The sequence below is a fragment of the Sinomonas susongensis genome (assembly GCF_005877005.1).
Lineage (GTDB): Bacteria > Actinomycetota > Actinomycetes > Actinomycetales > Micrococcaceae > Sinomonas > Sinomonas susongensis.
In genome coordinates, this window is the sequence record NZ_SSNH01000001.1 from 189,088 (window position 1) to 214,144 (window position 25,057).

The 25,057-nt window shown below is 67.4% G+C and carries 31 protein-coding genes; 9 read left to right on the forward strand and 22 right to left on the reverse strand.

The window, feature by feature from the left end; translation table 11 throughout:
• Window positions 1–27 precede the first annotated feature (27 nt).
• The 8 genes from E6A21_RS00900 (at window position 28) to truA (ending at window position 5,557) form a co-directional block, all read left to right on the forward strand.
• The gene (locus E6A21_RS00900) at window positions 28–1,035 is read left to right on the forward strand and encodes a P1 family peptidase (protein WP_138442256.1); all 1,008 of its coding nucleotides are present in this window, start codon (window positions 28–30) and stop codon (window positions 1,033–1,035) included.
• A 310-nt stretch (window positions 1,036–1,345) separates the two neighbouring features.
• Window positions 1,346–1,567, forward strand: coding sequence for a translation initiation factor IF-1 (infA, locus tag E6A21_RS00905; protein WP_011775571.1), 222 nt, complete (start codon window positions 1,346–1,348; stop codon window positions 1,565–1,567).
• 64 nt (window positions 1,568–1,631) lie between these two features.
• Window positions 1,632–1,745, forward strand: a complete 114-nt coding sequence (rpmJ, locus tag E6A21_RS00910) for a 50S ribosomal protein L36 (RefSeq protein ID WP_011775570.1) — start codon at window positions 1,632–1,634, stop codon at window positions 1,743–1,745.
• Between the two features lie 180 nt (window positions 1,746–1,925).
• Entirely contained in the window at window positions 1,926–2,303 is a 378-nt protein-coding gene (rpsM, locus tag E6A21_RS00915; RefSeq protein WP_066499470.1) for a 30S ribosomal protein S13, read from the forward strand.
• 34 nt (window positions 2,304–2,337) lie between these two features.
• Window positions 2,338–2,742: a 30S ribosomal protein S11 gene (rpsK, locus tag E6A21_RS00920; RefSeq protein WP_138414213.1), complete on the forward strand. Its 405-nt coding sequence runs from the start codon at window positions 2,338–2,340 to the stop codon at window positions 2,740–2,742.
• Window positions 2,743–2,870: 128 nt separating this feature from the next.
• A complete protein-coding gene (locus E6A21_RS00925; protein ID WP_138442257.1) occupies window positions 2,871–3,881 on the forward strand; it encodes a DNA-directed RNA polymerase subunit alpha in 1,011 nt (336 codons plus the stop codon).
• Window positions 3,882–3,944: 63 nt separating this feature from the next.
• On the forward strand, window positions 3,945–4,553 hold the full coding sequence (gene rplQ / locus E6A21_RS00930) for a 50S ribosomal protein L17 (protein WP_138442258.1): 609 nt from the start codon (window positions 3,945–3,947) through the stop codon (window positions 4,551–4,553).
• 44 nt (window positions 4,554–4,597) lie between these two features.
• Complete coding sequence (gene truA / locus E6A21_RS00935) at window positions 4,598–5,557, forward strand: tRNA pseudouridine(38-40) synthase TruA (protein ID WP_138442259.1); 960 nt, start codon at window positions 4,598–4,600, stop codon at window positions 5,555–5,557.
• A gap of 9 nt (window positions 5,558–5,566) precedes the next feature.
• Here the strand turns inward: truA and E6A21_RS00940 are convergent, their stop codons facing one another.
• The gene (locus tag E6A21_RS00940; RefSeq protein WP_171041209.1) at window positions 5,567–7,225 is read right to left on the reverse strand and encodes a sensor histidine kinase; all 1,659 of its coding nucleotides are present in this window, start codon (window positions 7,223–7,225) and stop codon (window positions 5,567–5,569) included.
• Between the two features lie 129 nt (window positions 7,226–7,354).
• Between E6A21_RS00940 and E6A21_RS00945 the strand changes: the two genes are divergently transcribed.
• Window positions 7,355–8,182 carry a response regulator transcription factor gene (locus E6A21_RS00945; protein WP_138442261.1) on the forward strand — a complete coding sequence of 276 codons (828 nt, stop codon included), beginning with the start codon at window positions 7,355–7,357 and terminating at the stop codon, window positions 8,180–8,182.
• A 93-nt stretch (window positions 8,183–8,275) separates the two neighbouring features.
• On the opposite strand, the gene E6A21_RS00950 is transcribed toward E6A21_RS00945, so the two are convergent.
• The 21 genes from E6A21_RS00950 to E6A21_RS01050 form a co-directional block, all read right to left on the reverse strand.
• Window positions 8,276–8,686, reverse strand: a complete 411-nt coding sequence (locus E6A21_RS00950; protein WP_138442262.1) for an Hpt domain-containing protein — start codon at window positions 8,684–8,686, stop codon at window positions 8,276–8,278.
• A 24-nt stretch (window positions 8,687–8,710) separates the two neighbouring features.
• A complete protein-coding gene (locus tag E6A21_RS00955) occupies window positions 8,711–9,601 on the reverse strand; it encodes a type II secretion system F family protein (RefSeq protein ID WP_138442263.1) in 891 nt (296 codons plus the stop codon).
• Between the two features lie 27 nt (window positions 9,602–9,628).
• Complete coding sequence (locus E6A21_RS00960) at window positions 9,629–10,552, reverse strand: type II secretion system F family protein (RefSeq protein ID WP_138442654.1); 924 nt, start codon at window positions 10,550–10,552, stop codon at window positions 9,629–9,631.
• Window positions 10,552–12,027: a TadA family conjugal transfer-associated ATPase gene (locus tag E6A21_RS00965; protein ID WP_138442264.1), complete on the reverse strand. Its 1,476-nt coding sequence runs from the start codon at window positions 12,025–12,027 to the stop codon at window positions 10,552–10,554. The genes E6A21_RS00960 and E6A21_RS00965 overlap by 1 nt, the downstream gene beginning before the upstream one ends.
• Window positions 12,024–13,223, reverse strand: a complete 1,200-nt coding sequence (locus tag E6A21_RS00970) for a CpaE/TadZ family protein (RefSeq protein ID WP_138442265.1) — start codon at window positions 13,221–13,223, stop codon at window positions 12,024–12,026. The genes E6A21_RS00965 and E6A21_RS00970 overlap by 4 nt, the downstream gene beginning before the upstream one ends.
• Window positions 13,220–13,939, reverse strand: a complete 720-nt coding sequence (gene cpaB / locus E6A21_RS00975) for a Flp pilus assembly protein CpaB (RefSeq protein WP_138442266.1) — start codon at window positions 13,937–13,939, stop codon at window positions 13,220–13,222. Before cpaB (E6A21_RS00975) ends, E6A21_RS00970 begins: the two co-directional genes overlap by 4 nt.
• A 48-nt stretch (window positions 13,940–13,987) precedes the next feature.
• Window positions 13,988–15,034: a pilus assembly protein TadG-related protein gene (locus E6A21_RS00980; RefSeq protein ID WP_246036112.1), complete on the reverse strand. Its 1,047-nt coding sequence runs from the start codon at window positions 15,032–15,034 to the stop codon at window positions 13,988–13,990.
• A complete protein-coding gene (locus E6A21_RS00985; RefSeq protein WP_138442267.1) occupies window positions 15,022–15,393 on the reverse strand; it encodes a TadE/TadG family type IV pilus assembly protein in 372 nt (123 codons plus the stop codon). Before E6A21_RS00985 ends, E6A21_RS00980 begins: the two co-directional genes overlap by 13 nt.
• A 101-nt stretch (window positions 15,394–15,494) precedes the next feature.
• Complete coding sequence (locus tag E6A21_RS00990; protein ID WP_246036113.1) at window positions 15,495–15,674, reverse strand: Flp family type IVb pilin; 180 nt, start codon at window positions 15,672–15,674, stop codon at window positions 15,495–15,497.
• Window positions 15,671–15,880 (reverse strand): Flp family type IVb pilin, encoded by a 210-nt coding sequence (locus E6A21_RS00995; RefSeq protein ID WP_138442268.1) that lies wholly within the window; start codon window positions 15,878–15,880, stop codon window positions 15,671–15,673. The genes E6A21_RS00990 and E6A21_RS00995 overlap by 4 nt, the downstream gene beginning before the upstream one ends.
• A 170-nt stretch (window positions 15,881–16,050) precedes the next feature.
• On the reverse strand, window positions 16,051–17,229 hold the full coding sequence (locus tag E6A21_RS01000; RefSeq protein ID WP_171041210.1) for an acyltransferase family protein: 1,179 nt from the start codon (window positions 17,227–17,229) through the stop codon (window positions 16,051–16,053).
• A 20-nt stretch (window positions 17,230–17,249) separates the two neighbouring features.
• Window positions 17,250–17,435: a Flp family type IVb pilin gene (locus E6A21_RS01005; RefSeq protein ID WP_138442270.1), complete on the reverse strand. Its 186-nt coding sequence runs from the start codon at window positions 17,433–17,435 to the stop codon at window positions 17,250–17,252.
• Window positions 17,436–17,446: 11 nt separating this feature from the next.
• A complete protein-coding gene (locus tag E6A21_RS01010) occupies window positions 17,447–18,325 on the reverse strand; it encodes a type II secretion system F family protein (protein WP_138442271.1) in 879 nt (292 codons plus the stop codon).
• Between the two features lie 7 nt (window positions 18,326–18,332).
• Window positions 18,333–19,124 (reverse strand): type II secretion system F family protein, encoded by a 792-nt coding sequence (locus tag E6A21_RS01015; RefSeq protein ID WP_246036114.1) that lies wholly within the window; start codon window positions 19,122–19,124, stop codon window positions 18,333–18,335.
• A 159-nt stretch (window positions 19,125–19,283) separates the two neighbouring features.
• Window positions 19,284–20,624, reverse strand: coding sequence for a TadA family conjugal transfer-associated ATPase (locus E6A21_RS01020; RefSeq protein ID WP_246036115.1), 1,341 nt, complete (start codon window positions 20,622–20,624; stop codon window positions 19,284–19,286).
• Window positions 20,625–20,794: 170 nt separating this feature from the next.
• Window positions 20,795–22,000: a CpaE/TadZ family protein gene (locus E6A21_RS01025; RefSeq protein ID WP_138442273.1), complete on the reverse strand. Its 1,206-nt coding sequence runs from the start codon at window positions 21,998–22,000 to the stop codon at window positions 20,795–20,797.
• Window positions 21,997–22,770 (reverse strand): Flp pilus assembly protein CpaB, encoded by a 774-nt coding sequence (gene cpaB, locus E6A21_RS01030; protein WP_138442274.1) that lies wholly within the window; start codon window positions 22,768–22,770, stop codon window positions 21,997–21,999. Before cpaB (E6A21_RS01030) ends, E6A21_RS01025 begins: the two co-directional genes overlap by 4 nt.
• A 38-nt stretch (window positions 22,771–22,808) precedes the next feature.
• Window positions 22,809–23,813: a pilus assembly protein TadG-related protein gene (locus E6A21_RS01035; protein WP_171041211.1), complete on the reverse strand. Its 1,005-nt coding sequence runs from the start codon at window positions 23,811–23,813 to the stop codon at window positions 22,809–22,811.
• 47 nt (window positions 23,814–23,860) lie between these two features.
• Window positions 23,861–24,253 carry a TadE/TadG family type IV pilus assembly protein gene (locus E6A21_RS01040; RefSeq protein ID WP_138442276.1) on the reverse strand — a complete coding sequence of 131 codons (393 nt, stop codon included), beginning with the start codon at window positions 24,251–24,253 and terminating at the stop codon, window positions 23,861–23,863.
• Between the two features lie 67 nt (window positions 24,254–24,320).
• Window positions 24,321–24,506 (reverse strand): Flp family type IVb pilin, encoded by a 186-nt coding sequence (locus tag E6A21_RS01045; protein WP_138442277.1) that lies wholly within the window; start codon window positions 24,504–24,506, stop codon window positions 24,321–24,323.
• The gene (locus E6A21_RS01050) at window positions 24,503–24,703 is read right to left on the reverse strand and encodes a Flp family type IVb pilin (RefSeq protein WP_138442278.1); all 201 of its coding nucleotides are present in this window, start codon (window positions 24,701–24,703) and stop codon (window positions 24,503–24,505) included. The genes E6A21_RS01045 and E6A21_RS01050 overlap by 4 nt, the downstream gene beginning before the upstream one ends.
• Window positions 24,704–25,057: the final 354 nt, after the last annotated feature.

The window sequence follows — 25,057 nt, forward strand, 5'->3', positions numbered from 1 at the left end:
CGGACGGCGGTGCGGCACAATGTCCACATGGGATCCCTCCTCGATGTCCCCGGGATGCGCGTGGGCCACGCCCAGCGCGTGGGAGGCGGCTGGCTCACCGGTGTGACCGCAGTGCTGGCGCCGCCCGGGTCCGCCGGCGGCGTCGACGTGCGCGGCGGGGGCCCCGGAACGAGCGAGACCGACGCGCTCGACCCGTCGACCCTCGCCCAGAACGTGGACGGCGTCGCGCTGTGCGGCGGAAGCGCGTACGGCCTGGCTGCGGCGGCAGGCGTCCAGCAGTTCCTCGAATCCGAAGGCCAGGGGTTTCCCGTCGTCGGCGGCGTCGTGCCGATCGTCCCGGCGGCCGTGATCTTCGACCTCGGGCGCGGGGGCGACTTCTCGAAGCGTCCCGACACGGCGATGGGCTTCGCGGCCGCGGCCGCCGCCGCGGGTTCGGACGGCGCGGACGACGCCGCGCTGCGCGGCTGCGTGGGCGCCGGAACCGGGGCGGTGTTCGCCCGAGGACGGTACAAGGGCGGCGTCGGGATGGCCTCGGTGGCCCTCCCCGCCGGACCGGTCCAGGGACCGCCGGGAGCGCCCGAGGTCGTTCTGCCCGAGGGGCTCGTGGTGGGGGCGCTCGCCGTGGTCAACGCAGCGGGGGCTCCGGTCTTTGGCGGCCCAGCTGTTGCCGGCGACCCGACCCTGGTGGGTGGGGCGGCGCCGTCGTCCGCCAACACGACGCTCGCCGTCGTCGCGACGAGCGCCGCCCTCACTCCGGCCGAATGCAAGCGGACGGCTACGGCGGCCCACGCCGGGCTGGCCCGCGCGCTCAACCCGAGCCACACGCTCGTGGACGGGGACACGATCTTCGCGCTCTCGACACGGGCGATCGAATTCGAGCGCGAGCCCGATTTCGCACGGCAGCTCGCCCTCTTCTTCGTCCAGACGGCGGCCGCCGAAGCGGTCCGGCTCGCGATCCTCGACGGGGTCCGTTCCGCGACCGCGGTGACGACGCCGGCTGGGACCTGGGAGCCGTACCCCGCGCCGGCCGAGTGAGCTGTCCGATTCCCACCACCTTCTAGGCCACTGCCTCGGCGAGCCTCGCCGCTGCCTCGGCGTGTCGCGTCGTCGGCCGCTCGAAAGGTGGTGGTTTTCCGACGCACAGGGGGCTGACAGGCGTTGCCGTGATCCCGTGGCGGAACGCGTGTACGATAGGCGGATTTAACTTCCCGCCCGGTCTGGCGTACAGTTGTGTGTTGGCTGTCGGCCCAGCTGTGCCCTTTTCGGGGAGCTGCCGCCGGTCGAATCAACCATAGACGACCACCGGGCGCACCCGTGCCCGGCGGCACAACAGATAGCGGAGGCTATGGCCAAGAAGGACGGTGTCATCGAGATCGAGGGCGTCGTGACTGAAGCGCTGCCCAACGCGATGTTCCGCGTTGAGCTGACGAACAAGCACGTCGTGCTCGCACACATCTCCGGGAAGATGCGTCAGCACTACATCCGAATCCTCCCGGAGGATCGCGTGGTGGTGGAGCTCAGCCCTTACGACCTGACCCGCGGCCGGATCGTCTACCGCTACAAGTAAGCAGCGCGGCCGGGGGCACCCGGCCGGTCATGCTGACCACCTGCAGAACACGCAAAGGAATGCCATGAAGGTCAAGCCGAGCGTCAAGCAGATCTGCGACAAGTGCAAGGTGATCCGCCGCAACGGTCGGGTCATGGTGATCTGCGAGAACCCGCGCCACAAGCAGCGCCAGGGCTGATCTCCTCCGGGAGAACCAGCTCGGGCGGCGCCCACGCAATAAATAGAGAAGGCAGCACAAGCTGCGCTGGGACGGAACACAGAGCCCGGACAGCTAACCCCCGGCCCGGAGGCTGGGGCCGCACGGACAGTGCGGGTGTACTGCCTACGACCTCCGGACAACACAAGGAGAACCGCCACTATGGCTCGTCTCGCTGGCGTTGACATTCCCCGCGAAAAGCGGCTGGAAATCGCGCTTACTTACATTTACGGCGTGGGTCGCACCCGTGCGAAGGAGACGCTCGCTGCCACTGGCATCAGCGCTGACGTCCGCGTTAAGGACCTGACGGACGCCGAGCTGGTCCAGCTGCGCGACTACATCGAGGGCAACTACAAGGTTGAGGGTGACCTTCGCCGCGAGGTGGCCGCCGACATTCGCCGCAAGGTTGAGATCGGCAGCTACGAAGGCCTGCGGCACCGCCGCGGCCTTCCGGTGCGCGGCCAGCGCACCAAGACCAACGCCCGTACCCGCAAGGGTCCGAAGCGGACCGTCGCCGGCAAGAAGAAGGCCGGCCGCTGATCGCGGCTAGCGTCACCAAGAAGTAGGAGTACTCATGCCCCCGAAGACTCGTGCGACCTCGGTCCGCAAGCCGCGTCGCAAGGACAAGAAGAACATCGCGCTCGGTCAGGCGCACATCAAGAGCACGTTCAACAACACGATCGTTTCGATCACGGATCCCTCGGGTGCCGTGATCTCGTGGGCCTCGGCCGGCGAGGTCGGCTTCAAGGGCTCGCGCAAGTCGACCCCGTACGCGGCCCAGCAGGCCGCCGAGGCCGCCGCGAAGCGTGCGCAGGAGCACGGCCTCCGCAAGGTCGACGTGTTCGTCAAGGGCCCGGGCTCGGGCCGCGAGACCGCGATCCGCGCCCTTCAGGCCGCGGGCCTCGAGGTCGGCTCCATCCAGGACGTCACCCCGAGCGCACACAACGGCTGCCGCCCCCCGAAGCGTCGCCGCGTCTAACTGGTTGTCGAAGGTCTTGGTGCCGGCCGAGGGGAACCTCGGCCGGCCAGAGGCCCGTTACTTAGTCAGACCGTTTTCCATCCATCTGTGTTGCGTCATATAGCGGATGCTCGCTGAAAGGAAACTACGTGCTTATTGCACAGCGCCCCACACTGTCTGAAGAAGTGGTGTCCGACAACCGCAGCCGATTCGTCATCGAGCCGCTGGAGCCCGGTTTCGGATACACGCTCGGCAACTCGCTGCGCCGCACCCTGCTGTCTTCGATCCCGGGGGCTGCAGTCACCAGCATCCGGATTGACGGCGTGCTGCACGAATTCACCACGGTTCCCGGGGTCAAGGAAGATGTCACTGAGATCATCCTGAACCTCAAGAGCCTGTCCATCTCCTCGGATCAGGACGAGCCTGTCGTCGCCTACCTGCGCAAGCAGGGCCCGGGCGTCGTCACCGCCGCGGACATCGCTCCGCCGGCCGGTGTGGAGATCCACAACCCGGATCTGCACATCGCGACGCTCAACTCCAAGGGCAAGTTCGAGCTCGAGCTCACCATCGAGCGTGGCCGCGGCTACGTCTCGGCGGCTCAGAACAAGTCCGCCGACGCGGAGATCGGTCGCATCCCTGTCGACTCGATCTACTCGCCCGTCCTGAAGGTCACCTTCCGTGTCGAGGCGACCCGTGTCGAGCAGCGTACCGACTTCGATCGCCTGATCGTGGACGTCGAGACGAAGCCGGCCATCAAGCCGCGCGACGCCGTCGCCTCCGCCGGCACGACGCTCGTCGAGCTCTTCGGCCTCGCCCGTGAGCTCAACACGGCGGCCGAGGGCATCGAGATCGGCCCGTCGCCGACGGACGCCGCTCTTGCTGCGGACATGGCCCTCCCGATCGAGGACCTTGACCTGACCGTGCGCTCGTACAACTGCCTCAAGCGCGAAGGCATCCACACCGTGGGTGAGCTCGTGGCGCGCTCCGAGGCCGATCTGATGGACATCCGGAACTTCGGTGCCAAGTCCATCGACGAGGTCAAGGCCAAGCTCACCGAGCTCGGTCTCTCCCTCAAGGACTCGCCTCCAGGTTTCGATCTCGCCGCTCGCGCTGCAGCGATCGACGAGGACGAGGCCCCGTTCGGCGACGACGACCTCTAAGCCACCATGAATTGACCGCGGCCGGGCAGATCCCGGCGGCGGCCCACCCGAGGAGAAACTACTATGCCTGCACCCGCCAAGGGTCCGCGTCTGGGCGGTGGCCCGGCGCACGAGCGCCTCATGCTCAACAACCTTGCCGCTGCGCTCTTCGAGCACAAGCGGATCACCACGACCGTGACGAAGGCCAAGCGCCTCCGCCCGGTCGCGGAGCGCCTCATCACGTTCGCGAAGCGTGGCGACCTCGCCTCGCGTCGTCGTGTCCAGGCCGCGATCTCGGCCCGCACGGCCACCAACAAGGGCATCATCCACGAGCTCTTCACGGAGATCGCCCCGCAGCTCTCTGACCGCGATGGCGGCTACACCCGCATCACCAAGATCGGCAACCGCAAGGGCGACAACGCTCCCATGGCGGTCATCGAGCTCGTGCTCGAGCCGGTTTCGGCGAAGCAGGCTGTCGTCCGCGAGGCCGAGGGCGCTGCCCAGCGTGCCGCTGCCCCCAAGGCAGAGCCGGCCGTCGAGGCAGAGGCCACCGAGGCTCCGGCCGAGGAGACCGCTGAGGTCGAGGCCACTGAGGCTCCGGCTGCTGAGGTCGAGGCCACCGAGGCTCCGGCTGCTGAGGCCGAGGCCGCCGAGGCCCCTGCCGAAGAGGCCGAGGGCGACGACGCCAAGTAAGTCCCGCCGTCTGGCGCTCCTGGAGCGCCGATAGACTGGGGCGCATGAGCGCAGAGAAGGCCCCCGTTCCCGATTCCGGGAACGGGGGCCTTTCCGCGTCCGGGGGCGGCCCCGGCCCCGGTGTGCGGGTCCGGCTGGACGTCGCGTACGACGGCGCCCCCTTCAGCGGGTGGGCCGTACAGCCTGGCCTGCCGACGGTGCAGGGCTCCCTCGAGGAGGCACTCGCCCTCATCCTGCGTCGCCCGGTGCGCGTCGTCGTCGCGGGCCGCACGGATGCCGGTGTCCACGCCCGCGGCCAGGTGGTCCACCTGGATCTCACGGCCGAGGAATGGGAGCGCCTCCCGCGCCGCTCCGACGCCGGTCCCGAGGACGTCCTGAGCCGCCGGCTGCGGGGAGCCCTGAGCCGCGTCCTCGGCGAGGAGACGGGCGCGATCGAGGTGCACCGCGCCGTCGTCCCTCCCGCCGGGTTCGACGCCCGCTTCTCCGCCCTGTGGCGCCGCTACTCCTACCGCATCGCGGACCGGCCCGAGCACTGGGATCCCACGCGGCGCGGGATCACGCTGTGGCACGGTGCCGCCCTCGACGTGGGGCGGATGAATGGAGCGGCCGCCCAACTGCTCGGCCTCCAGGATTTCCTTGCGTTCTGCAAGCCGCGCGAGGGCTCTACGACAGTGCGCGAGCTGCAGGATTTCTCGTTCGAGCGGACCCCGGAGGGCATCGTCGTGGCTCACGTGCGGGCGGATGCCTTCTGCCACAACATGGTGCGGGCGCTCGTCGGTTCCGTGCTGCGGGTGGGGGAGGGCCTCGAGCGGCCGGAATGGCTCCACGAGAGGATGCTCGCTCGGGTCCGGGACGCGAAGACGAAACTGGCCCCGGCCCATCCGCTCGTGCTCGAGGAGGTCGGCTATCCGGAGACGGCGGAGGAGCTCTCGGCCCGTGCCGAGCAGACGCGCGCCCTCAGGGACCCGGCTCAGCCGGGCCGCATGCCGGCGACGGACGGCTAGGGGAGCCCCCTAGCCAGTAGGCCCGGACGCGGGCAGGTACAGCGTGAACACGCTCCCGCAGCCGGGCTCGCTCGCCACCTCGAGCCGCCCGCCGTGACGTTCGGCGATCCAGCTGCAGAGGGCAAGGCCGAGGCCGACGCCGGGGATGTCCGACCGCCGCGCCTCAGAGGTCCGGAAGAACCGTTCGAAGATCCGGTCGCGGTCATCCTCGGAGATGCCCATGCCGCTGTCCCGCACCTCGATTGCGATCCAGCCGTCAGAGCGCAAGGCCCGCAGGGTGATGGTGCCGCCGTCGGGGGAGTACTTGATCGCGTTCGAGAGCAGATTGTCGACAGCCTGCCCCACACGCAGTGGGTCGATGCAGGCCCAGAGCGAGTCGTCGAGTTCGACGGCGAGCTGCACGCCTGCAGCGACCGCCGCGAGCCGGGCGGCGTCGGCCCGGCCCGCAAGGACGGGCCGGAGGTCGGCGAAGCCGAGGCGCACGGGTATGGCGTTCGACGACGACGCGACCAGGTCCGCGGCGAGGTCCAGGAGCCGCTCGGCGCTCCGCTCGGCGACTTCCAGCCGGAGCCGGTCGCCGGGGTCGAGGTGCTCGGATTCGAGCACGAGGTCGAGGTTTCCGAGGACAGCGGTGAGGGGCGAGCGGAACTCGTGGGCGACCGTGCGGACGAGTTCGGCCTTGTCGTCGACGGCGGTGGCGAGCGCGGTCACGTCTCCGAAGGCGACGACGGCCCCGCCCTCGGGGCCCTCGACGGGACGTGCGACCACGGAGAGGGCCATCGCGTCCGGCCCGGTTCCGAGCCAGAACACCTCACCGTCGATGCGTTCGCCGGCGGCCGCCCGGATGAGCGGCCACCGCTCCCGGGGGACCGGTGTGCGCCGGTCCTGCGCGAGGAACGGCAGCTGGCCCTGCCCTTCGCTCATTGCGGGAATCCAGCCGGAGGCGGCCAGGACCTCACGGAAGCGGCGGTTCGAACGAACCGGTAGGGCGTCCGGCCCGATGGCGACGATCCCCACATTGACGGCGTCGAGGATTGTCGAGAGGAGTCGCTCGGTGGCCTGTGACTCGGCCAGCAGCGAGCGGAGCTGCTCCTGCTGGGCCCGGAGCATGCGCTCCTGGATCCTGAGTCCCGCGGTCGCGGTGCGGATCGCGACCGCCACAGTGAGCATGAGGATGGGCAGAAGGAGCGAATAGCTCGCACCGGCCGGGAAGCCCCGCCTGACCGCGTCGTTGAGCGTCGGGGCGGTGATGAGGAGCGGGCCGAGGAAGCATATGACGAGCGTCCAGAGGATCGACCGCATCGAGACCGCGATCCAGATGACGGGGAAGACGGCGAGTGTGCCGAGGCCCTGGAGCGTTCCGTCGCCGGCGTTGCGGATGAGGCCGATCGAGACGAGGTCGGCGATCGGGATGAGGAGGGCTGCCTGCTCGGGCAGGCGGTCCCACGGAACCGTGAGGCACGCAGCCCCGGCCGCGCAGACGAGGAAGAACCCCGCGGCGACGAGCGGCCGTGCGGATTCGCTGTTCCACGGAGCGGGCGCGCTGACCGCGACGATGGTGATCGCGGCCACGAGGGGGAGTTGCCACAGGGCGATCCTCGACGTCGAGCGAAGGCGTTTGAGGTATGTTTGCGCGCGTTGGACGACCGCCTGTTCGCTGGCCGACACGTGGCTCCTTCCCTCTACGCCCGTTGTGACACAGTTGCCAGTGTCATATTTGCCACGGCAATGAGAATATGACATGAGATATACCCTTAAATGACAAGGGCTGTCGATGCGGGACAGGAGAGACAGCGAATGGACGACTTGGGCGTTGCCTTGGTGGTCGAGGATGACGACGACGTGCGGCATCTCGTCGAGGACGTCCTGAGGCAGGCGGGATTCGAGGTCTTGAGCGCCTCGACGGGCCGGGAAGGCGCTGAGATCGCACAGCGCGAGGACCCCGCCGTTGTGACCCTCGACCTCGGCCTGCCGGACATCGACGGCTTCGAGGTCCTCCGGCGGATCAGGACGTCGAGCGATGCCTACGTCGTGATGCTGACCGCGCGCGACGAAGAGCCCGACACGCTGCTCGCGCTCCAGTCAGGGGCCGACGACTACCTCACGAAGCCCTTCCGGCCGCGCGAGCTGCGTGCCCGCATCGCGGCCATGATGCGCCGGCCCCGGGTCGGCGTTTCCTCTCGGACCCCGGCCGGGCCATCGCCCGTGGCTCCTGCCGCCGTGGAACCGACCTTGGCCAACACGCACCTCCGCCGGCCGTTGCCCGTGCGGACGACGACGGCGACGCGCCCCGACCCGCTGTTCCGGCACGGGGGGCTCACGCTCGATCCGCGGACCCGGACGGCAGTACTCGCCGGCAGGGACCTGGACCTGACCCGCACCGAGTTCGATCTCCTGCACGCCCTCCTGCGCGCTGGCGGCGCGGTGATTCCCCGGGCCGATCTCGTCCGGGTGGCCCGAGGCGAGCGCTTCCGCGAGGACTCGTACGTGAGCGAGGCGGACGAGCGGGCCGTGGAGGTCCACCTCGGCAACCTGCGGCGCAAGCTGGGAGACGACCCGCGGCAGCCGAAGTGGCTCATCACGGTGCGCGGCGTGGGGTACCGGCTCGCGCCCGGGACCACCTGACCGGGAGCACCTGACCGGATCTGCCCTGCTACCGCGTCCGCTCCACGGGGCGGCCCCGGACGGGGCGGTCCCGGAAGTGGGGGCCAAGGGCCGTCACGCCCTCGGGGAGCTCGCGCCGTCGTCCGCCGCGTTGTCTTCGACCAGCACTGCGACCGTACGTTCGCCGCACTCGACCACCGCTGGCAGAAGGCGCGCGGCGGCGGCCGTGCCGTCGGCGCGCAGGCGCCGCTCGAGTTCGCACGCGAGCCCTGCGAGCTGGCTCGCACCGACCATGGTCGAGGAGGTCCGCAGGCTCAGCGCGGCGTCGAGGGCGCCGTCGTAGTCGTCCTGCTTGAGTGCTGCGGTGAGGTTGTCCCGGCGGCGGGGCCAGATCCGCACGAAGTCGCGTGCGAACGACGCCGCCGACTCCGGGCCCACATCCTCGGCGAGGACCCGCAGGGCAGTGGGGTCGACGAGCGGCAGTGCGTTCCCCGTTTCTTCCGACGGGATGCCGGGTGCCGTCATGACCGTCTCCTTCCGGCTCATACGCTACCGCCCCGACAACGTGGCGATGGTGTTGATGACGGCGGGCCCGAGGATCGAGATGAACAGCACCGGGAAGATGAAGAAGAGGAGCGGGAAGAGCACCTTGACGGGGAGCTTCATGGCCTGTTCTTCGGCCCGCTGGCGCCGTTTGACGCGCATCGCCTTGGCCTGGATGCGGAGCACCCGGGCGATCGCGATGCCGTACGCGTCGGCCTGGACGATGGCCTGGACGAAGCTGCGCACCTCGGGGGCCGTCGTGCGCTCGGCGAGGCCCAGATAGGCCTCCCGTCGCGAGCGGCCGACCTGCATGTCCTGCAGCGTCCGCACGATCTCCTCCGCGAGCGGCCCCTTGCCGTTCGCACTCGCCCGCGCGAGGGCGGCCTCGAAGCCGAGGCCAGCCTCGACCGAGATGAGGAGCTGGTCCAGGGTGTTCGGGAGGTCCCGCTGGATGGTCGTCTGGCGCTCCATGCCGCGGCTCAGCAGCATGAGGTCGGGCACCATGTACCCGAGGATCACTAGGAACAGTGCGAGGAGCCGGAACGTCGGGGCCCCGTCGAGCGAGAGGAGGAGCATGCCGAGCACAGCGCCGACGACGGCGAGGGCCGGCTTCGCGGCAAGCAGCCGCCCGAGGGGCAGGGACGCCGGACGCCCCGCGAGGGCGAGGAGCCGGTCGAGGCGGCGCACGTAGGGGGGCGGGGTCAGTCGGCGGGTGATCCGCTCGAGGACCCCACTCAGCCCGGAGCCGGATTCGGGAGCAGCCGCGAGGGGCACGATGCCTCGCCCCAGGTTGGCCTGGATCGCGCGGGCCTCGCGCCGGTCCAGGGAGAGCAGTGACCACAGCAGCGCCGCGACGGCGACCCCGACGAGGGCGGCTGCGAAGAGGGGAACGGCCATCTGTGCCTTCCTAGAACTTGATCGGGCCTAGAACTTGATCGTGATGATCTTGCGGAGCCAGAACGCGCCGATGGCCATGAGGACGACCGAGGCCGCGATCATGGCCCAGCCGAGCGGACTCGTGAACATGGGTGTCATGTAGCTGGGGTTCACCATCATGAGGAGCATGACGATCCCGACCGGCAGGGCCATGAGGATGTACGCGGAGAACTTGCCTTCCGCCGCGAGGGCCGAGATGTGGCCCTTGATCTCGCCGCGCTCGCGGATGGTCTCGTTGACCTGGTCGAGCACGTCCGCGAGGTTGCCGCCGACCTCGCGGTTGATCTGGATGGCCTGGGCGACCCACACGAAGTCCTGGTTGTCCATGCGCGAGGACGTGTCCTCGAGCGAGGCGAGCAGGTCGCGGCCGAGGGCCGTCTCGTGCACGACGCGCCGCATTTCGTGCGCCGTCGGCTGCGGGCTCTCCGCGGCGGCTGCGTCGATCGCACGGAGGATGCTGTGCCCGGCGCGGAGGCCGCCCGCGAGGAGGTTGAGGGTGTCCGCGAGCTGGCCGTCGAACCTCTTCCGCCGGCCGGAGATGCGGAAGCGGACCACGAGCTGCGGAGCGAGCGGAGCGATGACGGCGAGCAGGAGGCCGAGCGCGAGGCTCCCGCCGAGGAGGCCGAGCGCGACGCCGACCGCCATCCCCGCGATGACCCAGATGAGCAGTTCGGCCTGGCGGACGTGGAGGCCGGCGACGTCGAGCAGCTCGGGGGAGACCACGTGGAAGCGGCGCTTGGAGATCCACTCCTGGAGGGTGTCCGCGAACCCGGCCGCGGCACGGCTGAAGGCACCCTGGCTGGCGACGACGGCGGGGCGCCGCCGCGACACGGGCAGGGCCCGGTGCCCGGGGCGGAGTGCGAGCACCGCGGCGACGAGGCCGCCGGCGAGGATGAGGCCGCAGCCGAGCATCACTTCCACGGCTGCTGCTCCTGATCCTGGCGGGGCGGTGTGAAGATGCCCGGGCGGACGTTGATGCCGAGGTCCTCGAAGCGTTCGAGGAAGCGCGGGCGGACGCCGGTTGCGACGGCGCTCCCGCGGAACCGGCCGTTCGCGTCGACGCCGGCCGCGTAGTCGAAGACGAACGCGTCTTGGAGCGTGACGATCTCGCCTTCCATGCCCTGCACCTCCGTGATGTGCGTGATCCGCCGCGACCCGTCGCGCATGCGCGAGATCTGCACGATGAGGTTCACGGCCGAGGCGATCTGCTCGCGGATCGCCCGGAGCGGGAGGTCCATCCCCGCCATGAGCACGAGGGTCTCGAGTCGTGCGATCGCGTCACGCGGGGAGTTCGAGTGAACGGTCGAGAGGGAGCCGTCGTGGCCCGTGTTCATGGCCTGGAGCATGTCGAGCGACTCCCCGCCACGGACCTCGCCGACCACGATGCGGTCGGGGCGCATACGGAGCGAGTTGCGCACGAGGTCGCGGATCGTGACCTGGCCCTTGCCCTCGGTGTTCGGCGGCCGGCTTTCGAGCCGAACGACGTGGTCCTGCTGGAGCTGGAGCTCGACTGCGTCCTCGATCGTGACGATGCGCTCGTCGTCGGGGATGAAGGAGGAGAGGACGTTGAGGAGCGTCGTCTTTCCGGTTCCCGTGCCACCCGAGACGATGATGTTGAGCTTCGCCTTGACGCAGGCCTGCAGGAGTTCGGCCATCTCGAGCGTGAGGCTCCCGAAGCCGATGAGGTCGCGCACCGTGAGCGGGATCTTGCCGAACTTGCGGATGGTGAGCGAGGAGCCGCCGACGGCGAGGGGCGGGATGACGGCGTTGACACGCGAGCCGTCCGCCAGGCGCGCGTCCACGAGCGGCGACGATTCGTCGATGCGGCGGCCGACGCGGGAGACGATGCGCTCGATGACCGTGCGGAGCTGTGCCTCGGAGGTGAAGCTCAGCCCTGACAGCACGAGGTGGCCCTTGCGCTCGATGTAGATCTGGTCGTGGCGGTTCACCATGATCTCGGTGATGTCGTCGTCGTCGAGGAGGCGCTGGAGCGGCCCGTAGCCGAGGACGTCGTCCTCGATGTCGCGCAGAAGGCGCGTGCGCTCTGTCGCGCTGAGGGGCACGTGCTCCTCGTCGATGACGTGGGTGAGCTCGTCGCGGGCGGCGGAGCGCAGCTCCTCCTCCGTGGCGCCCGAGTCGCCGAAGCGCGACCCCATGCGCTCGAACAGGGCCTCCGCGGCACGCTGCTTGAGTCCGGCCAGGGCGTCCGAGGGGAGCTGCCGGGGCGCGCTCGGCGAGCCGGGCGAGCCGGGGAGTGCGGCGAAGGCGGGGGAATCGGGGGTGAGGGCGTCGACCGCGTCCATTGGCCCCGTTGCCGGCGCTGATGGGGCCTGCGCGGCTGGGGCGGCCTGGCCCTCGGCGATGCCGATACGCTCCGAGAGCTTCACGAGACCACAACCCTTCGGTGGAGACGGCGGCGTTCTGCGGCTGAGGTGCCGGGGATGAAGCGGCCTACGACGTCGCCGAGCGCCGCCGCCGCCTTGTCTCGCCGCTTGGACTGGAGGACGGGCACGCCGCGGTTGGTCGAGTAGGAGACCCAGCGCGAGCGGGGGACGCTCACGTCGACGGGCACGCCGACGGTCGCTTCGACGTCGCGCACGCTCAGCCCCGCCTTCGCGTCGGCCATGTTGATCACGAGGTGCCGCGTCTCGGGCAGGAGACCGAGGCGGCCCAGGACGTCGAGGCTCGAGCGGAGGCCGCGGACGCCGGGGACGTCCATCCCGGTGACCCACACGCCGTCGGTGCACTCCTCGAGGGCCGAGAGGGTGCATTCGCCGAGTCCCGGCGCCGTGTCGACGACGACGTACTCGAACTGGTCGGCGAGCTGGCGGATGAGGCGGGAGACCTGCTCAGGGGTGATGTGGTCGGCCTCGACCGGGTCGCGGGGAGCGCACAGCGCGTAGATGCCCGCCGGGTGGAGCGTGAGGAACGCCTTGAGCACGAGCGAGTCCTGGGCGGCCGCGCGGGAGACCCCGTCCGTGACGGTGTGCTCGGGGTCGAGGTCGAGCCCCGACGCGACGTCGCCGAACTGGAGGTCGAGGTCGACGATCACGACGTTCATGGGGGAGACCTTGCCGAGGCCCACCGCGATATTCGTGGCGAGCGTCGTCTTGCCGACCCCGCCTTTGGGCGAGAACACGCCGATGACACGCCCCCGGTGGTCGTCTGTGGGCGTCGGGACCGCAGCCTCGCGGCGGCGCCCCTCCGAGGTCTGCACGGAGCGCTGGAGGACGACCCGCAGCTGCTCGGGCTCGACGCTGGCGGACACCACGTCGCGGATGCCGGCCCGCATCGCCTGGAGCATGAGCTCCGCGTCCGCCTCGGCCGCCAGCAGCACGGCGACGTCGGGGAAGCGGACGTCGAAGATGGTGGCGAGCCGGAGCGCGCCGTCGAGCGGCACGCCCGGGCCGAGGACGACGACGGCGGGCCGGACCCCGCCGAGCAGGTCGAAGATCTGCTCGGGCTGTTCGGGGAGCTCCGCTGTGGCGACGGTGTGCACGCCACCCGGGAGGGCGCCGTCGACCGCTGCCCGCATGCGCTCCGCGAAGTCGGGGCTCGGGGTGATCAGGACGAAGCGGCTCATTGGTACACCTTCGATCGGTCGATCGGGTTCGGGGTGGTCTGCGGCAGGTTGGCCTGTTCCTTGCTGAGCCAGATGGTGCCCCACTGGGCCGTGAAGACGATCTTGGTGGCCTGAACGTCGTTGACTGCGACGGTCAGCGTGATGGTTCCTGCCGCCGGCTTGGAGTTGTCGGTCGGCTGGGTGACGCCCTGCACCGAGGTGACAAGCACCGAGTGGTACACGAGCGCGGTGCTCTCGGGGCCGCCAGATGGGATCGCGCCACCCCCGAAGGAGAGGAAGAGGCCCACCGTGTCGCCGGCCTGGACCTTGCCGCCCACTGCCCGGTCTGCCGTGACGGTGAATGAGACCTCCTGGAGGCCCGCGGGCACCGGCACCGATCCGGGAGCCGCCAGCGTGCTGGGGTCGGCGAGGTGGTCCGAGAGGAGCTGCTCGCCCGGCTGCATGGCCGTCGAGACGACCTTCCCGGACATCCCGTCGAGGGAGTGCAGGGCGGTGGGCGCGACTGCGCTCGCAGGGAGGGACTTGAGCTGCACCGAGTCGCTGAGGTTCGCGGCCGAGGTGCCTTGGGGGATCGGCTTCGTGACCACCAGGACGTCGGTCGGCTTCATTCCCGCCTGAGCGCGCGCGTCGGCGCCGTTGGCGTATGAGATCACCAGCACGACGCCGAGGATGGCCGCGACTAGGGCGGCGGCGCCGGCAACGAGTCTGGACTTCACGATGCTCCTGAGTTCGGTGGTTCGGTGGGGTGGATCTGGGCTGCTGGGCTACTGGGTGAGGCGAACGATGGTCGCGCCGAAGGGCGTTGAAGGGCCGACCTGGTACTTGTTGTCGAGAGCGACGAACGTGACGAACTGGCCGATGATCCCGGTGCAGTTTCCAGTGCAGCTGAGGGCTGAGGACCCGTTGGGATTCTGGTTGTTGTAGGAATTGTTCGGGTTCGTTGTGCTCGTCGCGCCGAAATTCCAGGCGATGACACTGAACGCAGCGAAGCCCGCGAGGGTGTAGACGGCGCTCGAACCGGTCCCCGTGACGGCAGTGAAGACCGGCAGGAGGACGATGAGCTTCTGACCGGCGTTGAGGGTGGAGACCCACTGTGCCAGGAGGGCGCTGCAGTTGGAGGGTGCGCTGTTTCCCGGGCTGCTGCCGCCCTCGGACTGGGCGATGTTGATCGTGGCCCCGCAAGAGTTCGCGTCCTGGACGAGCCAACCGAAGCCGCCGGGGACGGCCTGACCGGAGGGACCGTAGTTGCAGCCCGGATTGGCGCTGCTCCCGTGGCTCTCGAGAAGCTGGAACGCCCCATTGATCTGTCCCGTGACCTGGCAGACAGAGAACGCCAGAGGGAATGGGGCGACACCGGTGCTAGGGCTTCCCCAGGCTGCCGTTGCCGTGGCTCCAAGCCTCGCGCTCGTGATTCCGAGCGTCTGGGCGAGGAACAGCGAGACCGAGCCCGGCTGCATCCCCGACTGGAGCGGCTGAGTGGCCGCGGTTACCGTCTGAGCAGTGGTGTCGATGGTGAGCGAGGCGATGCCAGCCTCGGCTTTCGACATATTCGACTGGGCGAGGGAAGTGGCCAGCGGCGAGGTGCTTGAGCAATCGCTGTTCTGCAGCGATGCCGCGCACTTCTGGGCGACCGCGATGGCCGCTGCGTCCGCCCCGCTCTGGAGCTGCGCGCGCTTCGCGTAGAGCATCCCGCCGTCCACCGCCAGGGCGCTCGCGGCGAGCAGCACGGTGAGGAGCAGGGACGTGACGACGGCGACGGCTCCGCGCTCGCGGTCGGCGCCGGCGTCGAACTTCGAGATCAGCCGCCGCACAGCATGACCCCCTTCCCTTGCAGGGGGAAGGTGCCGAAGAAGCCTGTGCCGGAGAACGTGTAGTTCACGGTGAAGGTCACCTGGGTGCCCGCGCTGCAGGTTGTCGGCGAGGCCGCGAACGACGACGACGGGAGCTGGCCGAGCGGGGACGCCGCGTTCTGCGCGGCCGCGATCGCCGCGGACTGGCTGTTCTGCAGGACCATGACCCGGGCTCCGGCGCGGGCCGCGTACGTGAGGGTCTGCTGCGCGCTGAAGATCCGGCCGAAGTCGATGATGCCGAGCACCAGCAGGAGCAGGGCCGGCAGGACGAGCGCGAACTCGACGGCTGCGGCTCCGCGTTCGCGGTGCTGGGCGGACATGTGGGCTCCTCCGGTGCTGGATGCGGTTGCTGGGTGAGGCTGCGGACACGTTGAGGCCGCCCGGCCCCGGCGCTGTGCCAGATCCGGGCGGCCTCAACGGATCACGGGTTGGTGGTGGGAACCTGCCCGGCGACGTTGGTGAACATCGTCTGGAGATTGCCGCCAAGGAGGCTGACGGCAACGATGATGACGACGGCGATGAGGGCGACCATGATGCCGTACTCGACGGCGGTTGCGCCCTTCTCGCCGGAGAAGAGGCGGCGAATCATCGGGCGGCTCACGGGTTGGTGGTGGGGACCTGGCCGGCGACGTTGGTGAACATCTTGGTCAGGTTGCCGCCGAGGAGGGTCACAGCGACGATGATGACGACGGCGATGAGGGCGACCATGATGCCGTACTCGACGGCGGTAGCACCCTTCTCGTCGGAGAGGAAGCGCTCCTTGGCCTTGAGGCCGAGGACGTGCAGGGAAGCGATGAGAGAAAGCATGTCTGGCTCCTGTTGGGGGATGGTTCCGCTGGCGGTTACCAGCTCCACCATCGACGTTAGGAGCGGAGACACGGGTTGGCTGCGAATCTTGCGTGAAGCTGGGGGAAGGCTTGCGGAACCCGAGGGATGTGAGGGTTCCCTGCGTTTTCCTTGGGTTGGAGCTTGGGCCTCTAGTGGGTTGCGGCGAGCTCGATCCGGTTGTTCCGGCGCGGTTGCCGGTGCCGCCGCCAGCGCTGCGCGGGTTGCTCCACCAAGATGCAGCTCAGGAAGGCGACGGGCCACACCGCGATGAGCGCTACGGCCGCGTAGGCGAGCGGCGGCATGAAAGCCGGGAGGTGGAGCGCCGCGAGCAGCTGCTGCACCGGCCAACCGTAGAGGTAGACGCCGTAGGAGATGTCGCGCCTGAGCGCGGTCCCGGCAATGCGGTGGGACCCGGCCGCGAGGACCAGATAGGTCGTCGGGAGGGCGGTGAGGACCGGCCCAAGGCCCGTGACGAGGAATGCGAACGAGAGTGCTGCGGCCAGGACCGCCGGGAGGAATTCGACGCGGACCCGGTCACGGTAGAAGGCGAGGAGCGAGCCGGCCAAGAAGAACGCGATCAACGGAAGTACCAGGGCGGTCCGCTCTGGCTCGAACCCGCTCGCGAACATCTGGCTGCTGTCGACGGCGGTTGTCGCGGCCAGGAGGAGAGCCACCACCACGGGCGCGTGCCGCTCCGCCGCTCTGCGCCGCAGCAGGAACACGACAGAGGCGACGACGACGTAGCAGAGGACCGCCCACGTCAGCGTCCAGAGGATCCCGTTCCAGTCGAGGTGGTCGGCATTCCCCTGGAGCGAGGTGCCGATCGAGGGGGCGCTCGACGCCCCGTTGAGCACTACGAGCCCAACAGCCAGGTACGTGAGGGCGGCGTGCGGGTCGTAGTGGCCGCCCGTCAGCAACGCGCCCACCGGCGCCCCACCCAAGGCCACGACGAGAGCCGCGACGACCAGGCCCGCGTAGAGGGGCACGAGATGCGCGGCTGCGAATGCTCGGAAGGACGGCGAACGCCGGGCGCTCGCAGTGGCGAGGTAGCCCGAGATGGCGAAGAAGCCCAGCATTCCCGCCGTGCCGAGTCTGATTCCGTAGAAGGCCGGCTGCGGGCCGTACCCGCCAACCCACCAGGCGTTGGAGACGATCACCGCGGCGGCGCAGAGGAGCCGGAGCAGGTTGAGGGAATGGAGGGAGGGGTCGAGCACCGTTGTGCGGCCGAGCTCGCTCGGCTGGCTGACGGTCCGGAGGTCGGAGCCCTCTCCCGGTTCTGGGTGCCGGGAGAGGACTCCGGATCGTGGGGCGCGTGCCGGCTTGGCCACGCGCGGTTGTGATGAGGAGATCATGGAAGGTGGAGTCCGGACCTCAAGAGGTCCACGAGGTGGTTGTAGTAGTCGCCGAGCGCGGCGCCGAAGAGCGCCAGTCCGGCGATGATCACCATGGCGATGGACCCGCAGAGGATGGCGTATTCCGTGGCGGTGGCGCCGCGCTCGCACTGATCCGAACCGGCGGATTTCGGCTCTTCCATGACCTCACCCTTCACGAGAAGACCTTGACGATGTTCATCACCGTCGGGCCCAAAATGATGACGAAGAGAGCCGGAAGGATGGAGAAGACCAAAGGAAAGAGGATCTTCACCGGGATCTTCATGGCGTGCTCCTCGGCTCTCTGCCGGCGCTTGAGCCGCATCTCCATGGCTTGTGCCCGGAGGACGTTGGCGATCGCGATGCCGTACTGGTCCGCTTGGACGATCGAGCGGACAAATGACCGGAGTTCTGGAAACGCGGCTCGTTGGGACAGATCCAGATAGGCGTCGCGACGCGCGCGGCCAACCTGGATGTCCTGCAGAGTTCGCACGAATTCATCCGCTAGGGGACCGGTGCTGTTCTGAGCAGCGCGGTCCATCGCGCCCTCGAAGCCGATACCGGCCTCGACCGAGATGAGCATTTGGTCCAGCATGTTGGGCAGCGCGATCTGCATCGCACTCCTGCGCTTCTGGGCCGTGTTGTTCAGCAGGATGTCCGGCACGAAGTAGAGAAGCGCCGTGGCGGCGATCAGGATGAGGAAGGACTGGATTCCCGGTTGCTTGAGGACGACGAGCAGTCCGAAGGCAAATGTCGCCAAGGCTAGCAATGGTTTGACGACAAGAACTCGGTTCAGCGGCCACGCCTTGGGGCGTCCGGCTCCGGCCAGCTTTTGGTCGAGCCAGGCCGTGTACCGTTTCGACGTCAAGCGCCGCGCCGCCGCGGTGAGTGCCTCGGGCACTGATGACGGTGAGGCCTTCTGAGTGGCTTGGGCGAGGCCCAGGTTTCGCTCGATGCTCCGGCGGGTGGACCTGTCTGCGCCTACGAAGGACCACGTCAGGTAGGTGATCGGAATGACGATGGCCGCGATGGATCCGATGACGATGATGGGCATGGTTTCCTCAGAACTTCGGCTTGATGATCCGCAGGAGCCAGAACGTGCCTGCCGTCAGCATGAGAGCAACGGCCGCGAGCATGAGCCAACCGGGCACAGTGCCGAAGAAGATGCCCGCATAGCTCGGATTGATGAAGCAGATGACGACGAGCATGAAGATCGGGAGAGCGACCAGGACGCCTGCGGACATACGTCCCTCAGCGCTGAGTGCCTTGACCTGTCGGGCTAGTTTCGCGCGATCCAGGATCGTCTCGTTGACGTTGACGAGCAGTTCGGCGAGGTTGCCGCCGACCTCTCGCTGCGTATCGATGGCCTGGGCCACCCAGAGGAAGTCCTGGCTCTTCATCCGTGCTGCTGTGTCGAGGAGCGACTCCACGAGGTCGCGGCCGATGCGATTCTCGTTGACAACTCGACGGAGTTCCTCGCCCATTGGAGCCTCAGATTCGTCGGCAGCTCCGTCCACAGCGCGGAGCAGGCTGTGGCCTGCTCGCATGCTCCCCGCGAGCATGGTGAGCGTGTCAGGGAGCTGTTCGGCGAACTTCGATTGCCGTCGGGAGGCTCTGATGTTCAGCCACATCAGCATCCCCACGGGACCAGCAAACGCGAGCAGGATCCCCATCCCAAGGCCGCCGAGCATGAAGCCGATGACGCCCAGCGCGAAGAACGATGCTCCGCACATGAGCAGGAAGTCGGCCGCACGGATCCTCAGGCCAGCCTGCTCGAACTTGTCCGCTCCGAGGACTCGGAGCTGGCGACCCTGCAGCCCCTTGTTGATGGCCCCCACTGCACCCTGCGTCACTTTTGAAAGTGCCGACTCGGAGTCCTGCAGCTCGGGCCGCCTACGGTCGAGAGGCACCACCCGGTGGGATTTTGCGACAAAGAAAACCAACACGAAAATCGCTGCGTAAACCGCGATCAGGCCAGTGAAGAGAATGGCGGGCGAGTCCATGGCGCTGCCTCACACCCTTCCTGGCTGCTGGCCGAAGATGTTCCCGCTGATCTTGATGCCCAGATCCGCAAAGCGTTCGGTGAACCGAGGCCGTACTCCTGTCGGAATTGGCTTGCCACGGAATCGGCCATTCGCATCGACCCCTGCACTGAAGTCGAAGAGGAAGGCGTCTTGCAGCGTGACGATGTCGCCTTCCATTCCTTGGACTTCCGTCACATGGGTGACCCTGCGCGTCCCATCCCTGAGGCGGCTCAAGTGGACGATGAGGTTTACTGCCGACGCCACCTGCTCGCGGATGGCTCGGAGGGGGAGATCCATTCCGGCCATCAGGACCAGCGTTTCGAGACGTGCGACCGCATCGCGGGGGGAGTTGGCGTGAACTGTCGACAACGAGCCGTCGTGGCCGGTGTTCATCGCTTGGAGCATGTCCAAGGTCTCGCCTCCGCGCACCTCGCCAACGACAATTCGGTCTGGACGCATACGAAGCGAGTTCCTCACGAGGTCACGAATAGTAATCGCGCCCTGGCCCTCGATGTTCGGCGGCCTGCTTTCCAACCGGACCACGTGGTCCTGCTGGAGCTGCAGTTCCACAGCGTCCTCAATCGTGACGATGCGTTCCGAGGCCGGGATGAACGAAGAGAGCACGTTGAGCAGCGTCGTCTTTCCGGTGCCTGTGCCGCCCGACACGATGATGTTCATCCTGGCCTCGACGCATGCTCGCAACAGTTCAGCCATTTCCGGGCTGAGCGAGCCGAGCTCGATGAGTCGCTGGACCGTGAGTGCGTCCCTTGAGAACTTGCGGATAGTGAGGGCAGCGCCATTCACCGCAAGCGGCGGGATGATCGCGTTGACTCGGGACCCGTCTGCGAGTCGCGCATCCACCAGAGGCGACGACTCGTCGACTCGCCGGCCGATTCGCGAGACGATGCGGTCGATCACTCTGCGCAACTGCTCCTCTGAGACGAAGGTCGTCTCGGTGGCTTGCAGGCGGCCGGCTCGCTCTACGTAGACTTGGTCGGCGCGATTGACCATGACCTCGGTGACACTTGGGTCGTCCAAGTACCGCTGGAGCGGCCCGAGGCCGAGCACATCATCCATGACCTCATTGATGAGGCGCTCCCGTTCCCCGGAAGTCAGAGGAACGTCCTGCTCCGCGACAACGTCCCTGAGCTCGGTTCTGACGTAGTCATGGAGCGCTTCTTCGCTCAGCGAGGAATCGGTGATGCGGCTGCCGACCCGCTCATAGAGCTCAGCAGTTGCCTTCTCCTTGAGCTCACGGAGAGCTTGGCTGCTTCGAACGCTGCCAAGAGACGAATGGCCCGAGAGCCGTGCTTCAGCCTCTGCTGCCACGAGGGCGTCCCGTCGAACGCTCAACGTGGAGCCGGGCAATTCCGGACTTCCAGCCAGAGGTACGCCAGGCGCCGATGTGAGGATCGCTGCAGTACTAGCTGGAGTCGCCTCGTCTGGCGAGTCGGAAGGGTATCGGGGATTCCTGGCTGCATTGAGACGATCGCTCAGGCTCACTGGAACACCACCCGTCGATGCGCCTGACGACGGTTCTTTTCCTCCCACGAGGGGTGGAACCGTTCGACCAGCTTCCGCAGGCCCTTGACGGTCGCGTCGCGCATCCCATCCTGGAGGGCAGGCACCCCTCGGTTGGTCGCCAACGGCATGCTCTTCGACCGTGCAAGGATCACGTCTACCGGAACGCTGATAGTCGCTTCGATGTCCTGGACGGTGATGCCGGACTTGCGGTCGGCCATGTTCACGACTACATGCCTGTGCTCTGGAAGCATGTCGAGCTCACTGAGGATCTCGAGGCCCGACTTGAGACCCCTGACGCTCGGGAGATCCATACCGCAGACCCACACGACATCGGTCGCCTGATCCAAGGCCGCGAGCACGTGCTCCCCCAAGCCGGGGGAAGTGTCGACGACGACGTATTGGAATTCCGCAGCGAGCTGCGAGATGAGTTCCCCGACCTTCTCTGTCGAGACTCGGTCGGCGTCTGCCGGATTGAGAGGCGCACAGAGGGCGTACAGCTTCGTCGAATGCGGAACCAGATAGGTCTTGAGCGAGAGCGAATCCATCGGACCATTGACCGCATCCGCGATCGAGCGGTCGGGCTTCATCATGAGGCCGCTTGCTACGTCGCCGAACTGGAGGTCGAGATCGACGATAACGACCGACATCGGAGAGTTCTTGGCTAGACCGACGGCGATGTTAGTCGCAATCGTCGTCTTGCCCACGCCGCCTTTGGGCGACATGACGGTGATGACCCGACCGTGGCCCTGCCCGGCCGATTCCATTTCTCCCGGATGCGCGGCGGCGGAGCTGGACAGGCGATACGCCGCCGCCGTCGCCGCTTGTTCCAAGTGCACGCGGAGTGTGTCGACATCGGCTTCCGGTGTGACCAGATCCCTAACTCCCGAGCGCATGGCAGCTAGGGCCAACTCCGGCGATGCCTCGGCCGCGTACATCACGCTCACGTGCGGCGAGCGCACGTCTACGGCGGCGGCAAAATTGAGGACCTCGGCAGACGGAAGATCCGGTCCCAGGACCAATACCTCGAGCGGCTCGCCGACGAGCTGTCCGAACATGTCATCGATCGTCGAAGGCAGGAAATCGGCACGGAAGGCCTGAAGGCTTCCCGGCAGTCCGGCGGCTGCGAGTCGTACTCGTTCGTCGAATTCGGGATGGGCAGTGACTAGTGCGAAGCGGCTCATCGCAGTACCTTCGTCCGATCGATGGGAGCAGAGTTGCTGTCCGTCGCGGATGCGGGGTCCTTCGTCAGGTAGATCTGCCCGTAGAGGTCCGCGTGAACGATGCGTTCGACGTCGCTGGCGGGCCGGGCCAACGTGACCAGATAGTCTCCGCCACTCGAGCTTGAGCTCGAGCTGCCTCCGCCCAGACTGCCCCCCTGGCTCGACTGAGGGCTCGGGGAGTTGGAATTCTGTGCGAGCGCGCCGCTCGGCAGCTGGACCGCCGTGACCAGAACCTTGTTGAAGGTCATCTGGGTCTGCGCGGGCAGGGTGTCTTCCTTCGCGAAGGAGATGATGATGCCTACGGTGTCCCCAGCCGCGATGTCGCCTCCAACAACCCGGTCGGCGGACAGCTTGAGGGTCACCTCCTGCATCCCTGCGGGAACAGCGACGCGGCCTGGCGTAGTGACGGCTGCCGGGTTGATGAACCGGCTGGTGAGGAGCTGCTCGCCTGGCTGAAGCGCGACGGAAGCGACCTTGCCCTGCAGCGACGCGAGGTCGGTAACGGGATCGGCAGGAATCGCAGCCTTCGGCATCGGCTTCTTGCTCACGTAATCGCCGACGCTCGTAGCCGGCGTACCGGCCGGTATGGCCTTCTGGACGACGTAGACGTCCTCGGTTTGCACGCCCGCGAGGGCGCGGCTATCTGCGGCATTGACGTAGGTGATGAGAAGGACGGTGCCGATGATTGCGACAATCAGAGCAGCCACGCCTCCCAGTAGGCGGGTTCTCATGTTGACTCCTTGGTATGGCGGATGAGGCATTGACGTGACTACTTGAGGAGCTTCACGACGTACAGATCGCCCTTCCCATTCGGGTCGGTCGTGAAGTTGCTAAATAGGGATGGGTCGGCGGAGAAGCCGACGAAGTAGCCGTAGATGCCCTTCTCCGACTTGTTCCAGACGGCCGGTCCGGCCGTGCTGCCCGGGAAGTTCCAGCCCAATACATGGAAGCCGGCCCATTTGGCAATGTGGTACCAGGTGTTGTTTCCGTTGGCGTTGGGGTTCGAAACTGGCGGCGAGCTAGACAAGTCGTCGTACACGGGAACCGCGACGGTTTGGCCGAGCACGTAGTTCGGATCGCCCGCCGTGAACAGGGAGCCACAGCCGTTGGGAAGGGAGGCTCCATTACTTGTCTGGATCCATGTAGAAAGGACTGATTCGGGACCTGCAGTTGCCGTCACCTGGCACGGTCCGGGACCGGTCGGTGACAGCCAGGCGAACCCCCCGGGGAAGTTTTGGTTCGAAGGGTTCGTGCCATTGCAGTCGGCACCGCCTCCTCCCTGGGTGATGACCTTTTGAGGGATCGGAGTCGCCGAAGAACTGTTGACATTGAGCTCGCACGCCTCCATGGCCAGAGGGAGAATCGACTGCCCCTTGGTGGGATAGCCCCAGCTCGCTGTTGCTGTCGCACCCACCTGAGCTGACGAGAAGCCGAGCGCATTGGCGAGAGTGAGGGAGAGCGAATTACTGCCGGAAGGCTCCTTGACCGTCGCTGTAACCGTCACGGTTCCTGCCACAGTGTCGATGATCGGATCCGAGACATTCGCTGTGGAGGTCAATGAGTTGTCTTTCGCATATTGCAGCGCCAAGCTCGTCGTAGAGACCCCCGTGCTGCACCCGGTCGAGCTTGCGTAGCGAGCACAGTTGTCAGCCACGGCAAGGGCGGCCGCATCCGCGCCGTTCTGAAGTTCCCCTCGCTTGCTGTAGATACGTCCCACGTCGACGGCGATGGCTCCCACGCCGATGAGCACCAGCGCGAGGATGGCGACCATCACAGCGATTGCTCCCCGCTCTCGCTCTTCCCGGTCAGTCAGAAGCCTCCTCATCCGCCGCATCGCATGGCCCCCTTGCCGGTCAGAGTCACGGACTGCCCGAAGAAGCCGGTCAATGTCGTAAGCGTGTAGGTGATGGTGGCGTTAGCCTCGCTGCCGCCGGTGCATGTCCCCGTGGTGGGAGTGATGGCCACGTTGGACGCTGACAATGCCGGGGACAGGCCTGGTGCGGCAGTCACCGCCTGACTCTGGGCGGTCGTGACGCTATTGGAAATCGCCATTGACCTCGCCCCTTCACGAGCGGCCTGGTTGAGCGTGATCTGGACGTTGTAGATCCTGGAGAACTCGATGATGCCCACGACGATCAGGAGAAGAATCGGAACGACGAGTGCGAACTCGACTGCGACGGCTCCGCGCTCTCTGCGGGATGACTTCATGGACATTCGTGTCCTCCTCATGGATGAAGGAGACTGAAGGGGTGAGCGCCGGCCGGGCGCCCACCCCCGCAGCTCACCAGCCCCCGACGGTGACGCCGAGATTGCTGAAGAAGGTCTGGAGGTTGTTGCCGAAAAGGGTGACGCCTCCGATGATGACAAGGGCGATGAGGCCAACCAGCAGGGCATATTCCGTTGCTGTCGCCCCCCGTTCCCGTCCGGCTTGCTCTTCCTCTGCCGCGAGATCGACTTCCGGGTTCACCAGTTGCCGACCTTCACGCCGAGGTTGCTGAAGAAGGTCTGAAGGTTGTTGCCGAAAAGGGTGACGCCGCCAATGATTACCAACGCGATCAGGCCGACGAGGAGAGCGTATTCAGTTGCCGTGGCGCCCTTTTCGCCTTTTGCCCTGTCGGTGATGTCGTTCCAGAGCGCTACGAGGGAGGTCAGAAGAGCGTTCATGATGGTATTTCCTTTGCCAGAGAAGCGCGCCGGCTCCAAGGCAACGACCCCAGGTATCAAGTGCCGTCGGGAGCTGGCTAAACAAAAATCCCATCAGCAGTGCGCGTTGATCATCCGTAATCGGTACTCGTCTTTTCTCGCCCCGTCTTTGATGTCGGTACCTGCCTTGCTGACCAGTACTTGGTTTGGTACTGGTGCGGGCGATCGGGTACCCGGCCAGTCCCCGCGCGTTTGGAGCCACTTTGACCCTTCAGCCGGCGACAGGTACGCTTGATAGCTGTTGTGCGTGTCCTACCTCGATGGCACGTGTCCCGCCGGTGTCCAGTTGCAGGACTCACCAGCCTGCGGGCGCAT